At 69.1% G+C, this 6,424-nt stretch carries 8 protein-coding genes; all 8 read right to left on the reverse strand.

The features are described from left to right. Positions 1-7: 7 nt before the first annotated feature. Complete coding sequence (locus tag QN163_07165; GenBank protein MDR5683786.1) at positions 8-709, reverse strand: ABC transporter ATP-binding protein; 702 nt, start codon at positions 707-709, stop codon at positions 8-10. Continuing rightward, complete coding sequence (locus QN163_07170) at positions 702-1,448, reverse strand: ABC transporter ATP-binding protein (protein MDR5683787.1); 747 nt, start codon at positions 1,446-1,448, stop codon at positions 702-704. The genes QN163_07165 and QN163_07170 overlap by 8 nt, the downstream gene beginning before the upstream one ends. Positions 1,449-1,465: 17 nt before the next feature. Next, positions 1,466-2,683 (reverse strand): amino acid ABC transporter substrate-binding protein, encoded by a 1,218-nt coding sequence (locus QN163_07175; protein MDR5683788.1) that lies wholly within the window; start codon positions 2,681-2,683, stop codon positions 1,466-1,468. Positions 2,684-2,715: 32 nt separating this feature from the next. Further along, positions 2,716-3,513, reverse strand: a complete 798-nt coding sequence (locus QN163_07180) for an SDR family oxidoreductase (protein MDR5683789.1) — start codon at positions 3,511-3,513, stop codon at positions 2,716-2,718. Positions 3,514-3,542: 29 nt separating this feature from the next. Beyond that, positions 3,543-4,406 carry a nitrilase-related carbon-nitrogen hydrolase gene (locus tag QN163_07185; GenBank protein MDR5683790.1) on the reverse strand — a complete coding sequence of 288 codons (864 nt, stop codon included), beginning with the start codon at positions 4,404-4,406 and terminating at the stop codon, positions 3,543-3,545. Next, positions 4,403-4,816 carry a VOC family protein gene (locus tag QN163_07190; GenBank protein MDR5683791.1) on the reverse strand — a complete coding sequence of 138 codons (414 nt, stop codon included), beginning with the start codon at positions 4,814-4,816 and terminating at the stop codon, positions 4,403-4,405. The genes QN163_07185 and QN163_07190 overlap by 4 nt, the downstream gene beginning before the upstream one ends. After that, positions 4,813-5,481 carry a cyclase family protein gene (locus tag QN163_07195; GenBank protein MDR5683792.1) on the reverse strand — a complete coding sequence of 223 codons (669 nt, stop codon included), beginning with the start codon at positions 5,479-5,481 and terminating at the stop codon, positions 4,813-4,815. Before QN163_07195 ends, QN163_07190 begins: the two co-directional genes overlap by 4 nt. Positions 5,482-5,485: 4 nt before the next feature. Next, a partial coding sequence (locus QN163_07200; GenBank protein MDR5683793.1) for an aminopeptidase occupies positions 5,486-6,424 on the reverse strand: 939 nt, incomplete at its 5' end.

The following is a 6,424-nucleotide window of genomic DNA, read 5'->3' on the forward strand; positions in this document are numbered from 1 at the left end:
CTCGACCTCACACCGCCAAGTAGGTGGTGCGCAGATGGGGACTGTCCAGCAGATCGGACGCCGAGCCCTCCATCACCACACGACCTGCCTCCATCACGTAGCCGCGGTGCGCGACCGCCAACACCTCGTGCACGTGCTGCTCGACAACCAGCAACGTCAGGCCGCGCCGCTTGAGAAGCCGGAGTTTCTCGTACAGGGCGTCGACGACGCGCGGTGCCAGTCCCAGGGACGGCTCGTCCAGCATCAGCAACGACGGGCTCGCCATGAGTGCGCGGGCGATGGCCAGCATCTGCTGCTCCCCGCCCGACAGCGTGCCGGCCAGCTGGCGCCTACGATCGCGCAGCACCGGGAAGAGTTCGTACACTTCCGCTTCGAGGTCGGCAAAGGTGCGCCCGCGCCCGGGCACGAAGCCCAGCTCCAGGTTCTCCGCAACCCGCATCAGCGGGAACAGCTCGCGACCCTCGGGAACCAAAGCCATGCCGACCCGCACGCGGGCAGCGGGGGATGTGCTGGCCAGCGACCGGCCCGCATAGCGGACGTCCCCCGCCGCGAGGGGGAGCAGCCCCTGGACCGCGCGCAGCGTGCTGGTCTTGCCTGCGCCGTTGGGACCCAGCAGGGCCACCGTCTCCCCCTCCGCCACGCGGAACGTCGCATCCCAGACGGCGTGGAAGTCGCCGTACTTCACGTGGAGGCCGACGACTTCAAGCACCCAGCACCTCGGCGCGGCGCTCGCCCAAGTACGCCCGGACAACCTGGGGATCGGCCATCACCGCCTCCGGAGGGCCGTCGGCGATCAGGCGCCCCTGATCGAGGACGACCACTCGATCGCACAGCCGGGCGGTGAGGCGTACGTTGTGCTCGACCATGACGATCGTGAGGCCCAGCTCTTCGTTGAGGCGCCGTACCGTCTGCGCCATATGCTCGAGGTCCTCCTGCACGAGGCCCGCCATGACCTCGTCCAGGCAGAGCAGGCGTGGCCCGGTGCCCAGGGCCCGTGCCATCTCCAGCCGCTTGCGCTCCGGGAGGTTGAGGGAGTCGGCTGGTTGGTCAGCGAGATCGTCCAGGTGCAGCCAGTGCAGGATGCGGCGCGCCTGGGCTCGAGCCTGCCCGACGGTCGCCCCGCGCCCGTACCGCCCGTACAGGTAGCTCACCGTCACGTTGTCGAGGACAGTCATCTGCGCGAAGGGTTGCACGATCTGGAACGTGCGCACCAGGCCGAGCCGACAGACGCGATGGGCGGGGATCCCCGTCACGTCCCGCCCCGCGAACACGACGCGACCGCCATCCGGACGCAGGAAACCGGAGACGACGTGGAACAGTGTCGTCTTGCCGGCTCCGTTGGGGCCGATCAGGCCCAACCTCTCGCGCTCGGTGACCGTGAAGCTCACTCCGTCGAGAGCGATGACGCCCCCGAATCGCTTGCGGATGTCTCGGACCTCCAGCAGCACCGCACCCTCCGACGTACCTACCGAGGGCGCCGGTACGCGGTGTCGGCGAGCTCGCGCGGCCAGACCACGTTCACCTTCCCGTCCTGGATCTGCGCGACGTACGCCGTCTGGTTGCCGTGCCCGTTCAGCACCTGGCCGGCGACCGTCAGGTTCCAGCTGAAGCGGAACGCGCCGATGACCGTGCGGACTTCGAACTGCGGATCGCGCATCGTCTGCGCGATGGCCTCACGGTCCAGGCGGCCGGTTCGCTCGATCGCCGCCCGGATGACGTCCAGGGCCACGATGCGGTTGGCCACCCAGGGCAGGTCGTAGGGGTCGCGTCCCATGCGCTGGAAGATGCGCCGCGAGCGCTCGTCCAGGGCACGGCGTGCGGTGTAGGTGGCCCCGACCACGTCCTCGGCGGTTCCGCCCACCGCCTGGACGAACGGGAAGGCCAGCGCCCGCACGTACGTCTCCTTGGGCCGCAATCCCAGTTCGCGCGCCTGGCGCAAAAACGCGATCGACGGGGCGGTCCAGAGGCCCAGGAACATCACGTCGGGATTGAGGGCGCGCCACCGTGCCAGGACCGCCGAGAAGTCCGAGTGACCGAACGGGACGATCTGCTGGTCGACGATGCGCAGTCCGGCCTCGCGCGCGTACGCGACGGCACCGGCGGTCACGTCGCGCGTATGTGCGCTGTCTTCGTACACGAACGCCACCGTGCGTACGGGTGTGCCCGCGGAAACGCTTTGGCCTACAAGCTCGAAATAGCTGCGCGTCCACCACAGCCCGGGTGCCAGGGTCCCGAACAGGTATCGGAAGTTGCGGGCGAAGATCGCGCGGTCGTTGGCCTCCATCGCGACCATCGGGATGCGCAGGCGCTCGGCGACGGTGGACGCCCGCAGGGTGATCGGGCTGGTCGCCGGGCCGAAGAACATCAGCACGTTGTCGACCGCCGCCAACCGTTCGTACAGCTCCACCGCCTTGTCCGCCGAGCTCTCGTCGTCGTACAGGACCATCTCGACGGGCAGCCGCCGGCCGAGTTCGCGGACCATGATCCCGCCGTCCTCGTTGATCGCGCGGACCCACTCCCGCATGAACTGCTGGTAAACGGGACCCCACTCGGCCGCAAACGGACCGGTCACCGCGAGCGTGCCGCCGAGTCGGATGCTGGGCGCCGGCGCCGCCATCGCTCCCACCGTCAGGAGGCTGAGGGTGATCGCCGCCACGATCCGCACTGCCCACGCCTTGTTCATGGTTCTCCCTCCTCGTGTGTACTCTCCGCCTTTCAGACGTCCATGATCGCCTTTCGCTGACCGCCGTCGAGCGTGATCCACGCGCCGTTCATGAAGCTGGCGCGCTCCGAAGCCACGAACACGACCACCGCGGCCACCTCCTCGGGTGTGCAGATGCGCCCCAGCGGGATGCTCTCGATGGCCCGCCGGCTGGCCTGTTCGATCGACATCCCCTTGTCCCGCGCGTAGGCGGCGACCAGACCATCCCACCGCTCCGTGGCCACCGGGCCGGGGTTGACGGCGTTGACGAGGATCCCGTGAGGGCCGTACTGCTCGGCCAGCGCGGAGGTCATCGCGAGGTCGGCGGCGTTGGCGGCGCTGGCGGTCAGCTCCCAGTACGCCGGTTTGATCCCATCGTTGCCGACCACGTTGACGATCCTCCCGCCGCCCCGCCGCAGCAGGTGGGGGACGGCGGCCTTGGTGCAGCGGACGTACCCCATGAACTTCAGCTGGAGGCTGAGTTGCCAGTCGTCCTCGGTGAGGTCCAACAGCAGCCCGCCGGGGGAGGCGCCGGCGCAGTTGACGAGGACGTCGAGGCCGCCGAAGTGCGCCGCAGCCGCGTCGACGCACCGCTGCGCGTCCTCCCACTTCGTCATGTCCCCCGCAATCCAGAAGACTGGACTGCCGGTCTCGGTGCGGATCGCATCCGCGGCCGCGCGCAAAGCGGGCTCGCCCCGCGCGCAGATCGCCACGCGAGCGCCTTCGCGGGCGAACTCGAGTGCGCAGGCTCGCCCGATGCCCTTGGACCCGCCGGTAATGAACACCACCTTGTCTCGGAGTCCCAGTTCCATCCTTGCCCTCCTTCCCGCCCCGCAGAAGACTATCGCGACTCGTACACGACGGACGTCGCCCGTGCCAACTCCCCATAGAGTTCGGGTCGACGGTCGGCGACGAGATCCATCTCGGGGGTGCGGCGCGATCCTTCGGCCGCATGCAGATCGCAGTCCGCGACCAACAGCGCTTCCTCCGCGTGCGGACCGGGTCCGGCGACGGCGAACCCACTGGGCGCGAACACACCGCTGCAGCCGAGCGCGCGCACCCCTCCGTCTTGGCCTGCGCGGTTGGCGCAGGCGATCCACAGCCGGCTGCCGTATGCGTGGCCGGCAGCCAGGTAGTCCGCACCGCACCACCCGCGGTCGTCCCACGGCCGGGACTTGCCACGGTCTGTCCAGGTCGTCGGCACACAGACGATGTGCGCGCCCCTGAGCATCAGCAGGCGGACCACTTCCGCGAACCTGAGGTCGTAGCAGATCAGCATTCCGATCCGGCCCAAGGGTGTCTGCCAGACACCGGGTGCCGCGTCCCCTGGGTCGAACACCTCTCGCTCGTGGTGGTACAGGTGGGCTTTGCGATAGGCGCCGACCAGGCCCGCCGGTCCTACGAGCACGGCCGTGTTGTACAGACGCGTCCCCAAACGCTCCGGGAGCCCTGCGACCAGGTGCATCCCCGTCTGCGCCGCAATCGCCGTCCACTGCTGCACCGTCGGGCCGTCCAACGGCTCGGCTGCGGATTCCACGTCAGCGCGAGAGCAAAAGTCGTACGACACCGTGGACAACTCCGGGAGCACGGCGAGCGCCGCTCCGGCGTCCGCCGCGCAGCCGAGCAGATCGGCGATGCGCTCCCGCGTGGATGTGGGGTCGTCCCAGCATCCCGCCATCTGGATCACGGCCACCCGTACCTTCATGGCCCGTCCTGCAGGGGCTGCGTGAGTTCGACCAAAAGGCCTTCGACGAGGGGTTGGGCGAGGAACGCGATGAGCGTGTTGCCGGCCCCCGGGCGCGGGTTCGCCTCGCGGAGTTCCACCCCTCGCGCACGCAGCCAGCGCATCGCGTCTTCAATGTCATCGACCTGAAGCGCGACGTGTTGTATCCCCTCGCCGTGCTCGTCCAGCCAACGCCGGTTGAAGTCGTCGGCCAGGGGCTGGATGAGTTCCACGAGCGTTCCCGCCACGGGCACGAACCCGATCCGCAGGACCCCCGGCCCGTAGTCTTCCCAGTGTTGGACCTCCAGTCCCAGGGCGTCGCGCAACGTCCGGGCGACCGCCTGCGCGTCGCGCACGACCACGCCGATGTGGTGGATTCCGCGTACCCTCATGGGTCGACTAGGGCTGCGACCCGCGCCGGTCCGCCGTTTCCTCCTCTGACCGGGACGGGCATCGCGATCAGCGTGAAATGCTGCCGCCCGATCCGATCCAGGTTGATCAGGTTCTCGATGAGGCAGACGTTCGCTCCCAAAGTGATCCGGTGGACCGGATACTTGGGTTGTCCCGCCGGCTTGGCAGGCCCGCCGTCGACGGGGAAGTCCACGGCCAGCGCCCGCGCGCCCCGTTCGACCAGCCAGCGCGCCGCCTCTTCCGACAGGTACGGGTTGTCCTTGTACAGCGACGGATCGTTCCAGTGCGCCTGGGCCCACCCGGTCCACAGGACCACGCGTCGATCCTGTAGCTCCGAGGGACCTTGGATGGCGCCGACGAGGTGATCGACCATCAGTGGTTCTCCCGGCCGCGCCCCAGAGCGTAAGTCCAGCATCACGGCCGGACCGTTCAGCCACTCCAGGGGCACGCGGTCGATGGTCAGTCCGTCGGGCACGAAGTGGTAGGGGGCATCGACGTGGGTGCCGGTGTGGATGCTGAACGTGGCAAAGCCGGTGGACAGACCGTGCAGTTCGTGGTGGTGGATGGGCACGTAGTAGATGTGCGGGTGGCCGGGGACGGGTTGGACTTCTGGGCCCCAGGGGATCGTCAGGTCGACCCACCGCATCCGCTCACTCCCCGACCAGCAACATGCCATCGCGTACGAGGACTTCGCCGTCCACCTCCACCGTCGGGCGCAGCAGCAGGCCGTCGAGGTGGAGTTCACTTGTCACCGTTCCCCCGATGACGTGATTGTCGCCGATCGCGACGTGGACCGAGCCCCGGCTCTTCTTGTCCTCGGTCATGGATCCGATCAGACGCGCCCGGTCGTTGGTGCCGATAGCGAACTCCGCTACGTTGGTGGCGCCCTCATCCGCGGCGGCGATGAGTTGCTTCAGTTGCGCGGCGCCGGTGCCTCCGTCGATGCGGACGACGCGTCCGGCGCGGACGGCCAGACGGATGGGCTCGTCCAGCCGCCCGATCCCGTCCATCGTGTGCTCGACGACCACCACACCCTCCGCGCTGCCTTCCACCGGCGCGATCGCCGCCTCCCCATCGGGCATGGCGGCGAAGGTTCCCGGACCGTTCACGCGTCCGGTGAGCGCCACCGCGGTGCGCCCGGCCACCGACAGGGTCAAGTCCGTTCCGGCGGGCGTGCGAACCCGGATCGTGCGTGCCTCGCTCAGTCGGCGCGCCACGGTGGTGGTGACCGCTTCGATCCGATCGTAGTCGGCCAGCATCGCAGGCCCGGTCATGATCTCCTCGGTGATGCCGCGCAGGACCAGCACCCGGGCACCCTGGCGCAGGGCTTGCTGGGTCGCATCGGTGTGGGTGATCGCGTACGTGACGGGCTGAATGATCACGTTGGCGGCGCGCATCGCACCCGCCACGATCGGCGGGGGCTCGTTGCCGTGCGCCCGACGCGGGGTCATGCATACGAGCACGGGTTCGGCGCCGGCTTCCCTGGCGGCCTCCAGGATCGCTTGCGCGATGGGTAGCGTCTTGGTGTCCGCGACGATGCAGACTTGCTCTGCCACGCGGACCCGGGCGCAGGTGCGCACGACGTTCCG

The sequence above is a fragment of the Armatimonadota bacterium genome, assembly GCA_031432545.1.
Classification (GTDB): Bacteria; Sysuimicrobiota; Sysuimicrobiia; order Sysuimicrobiales; family Sysuimicrobiaceae; genus Caldifonticola; species Caldifonticola tengchongensis.

Excerpts from the sequence above, each read along its gene's own strand:
- QN163_07175 (MDR5683788.1), bottom strand. The coding sequence starts at position 2,683 with ATGAACAAGGCGTGGGCAGTGCGGATCGTGGCGGCGATCACCCTCAGC.
- QN163_07180 (MDR5683789.1), bottom strand. The coding sequence starts at position 3,513 with ATGGAACTGGGACTCCGAGACAAGGTGGTGTTCATTACCGGCGGGTCC.
- QN163_07185 (MDR5683790.1), bottom strand. The coding sequence starts at position 4,406 with ATGAAGGTACGGGTGGCCGTGATCCAGATGGCGGGATGCTGGGACGAC.
- QN163_07190 (MDR5683791.1), bottom strand. The coding sequence starts at position 4,816 with ATGAGGGTACGCGGAATCCACCACATCGGCGTGGTCGTGCGCGACGCG.
- QN163_07195 (MDR5683792.1), bottom strand. The coding sequence starts at position 5,481 with ATGCGGTGGGTCGACCTGACGATCCCCTGGGGCCCAGAAGTCCAACCC.